The organism is Pseudomonas sp. AC463, assembly GCF_979253585.1.
Genome location: NZ_CEEDDZ010000844.1, coordinates 1 through 256, shown reverse-complemented (window position 1 = coordinate 256; position 256 = coordinate 1). Strand labels below are relative to the sequence as shown.

The 256-nt window shown below is 62.9% G+C and carries 1 protein-coding gene; it reads right to left on the bottom strand.

All coding sequences use genetic code 11. The annotated features are described in order from the left end of the window. Nucleotides 1–256 (bottom strand): ABC transporter transmembrane domain-containing protein (locus tag AC0IYH_RS32615; RefSeq protein ID WP_471838496.1); only part of this gene is annotated, 256 nt, incomplete at both ends.

Below are 256 nucleotides of genomic sequence, written 5' to 3'. Positions count from 1 at the left end.
CGGTGACGACGCGCGTGAACCAGATATAGACGACGACCATCGCCACCGTCGCCGCGACCAGCCACGGGCCGAAGCTGTACCAGAAGATGCCGAGCACCAGTGCCAGTTCGAGGATCGTCGGCGCAATGTTGAACAGGATGAAGTACAGCATCGTGTCGATGCTCTTCGTCCCGCGCTCGACCACCTTGGTGACCGCGCCGGTGCGGCGTTCGAGGTGGAAGCGTAGCGACAGCGCGTGCAGATGCCGGAACACATC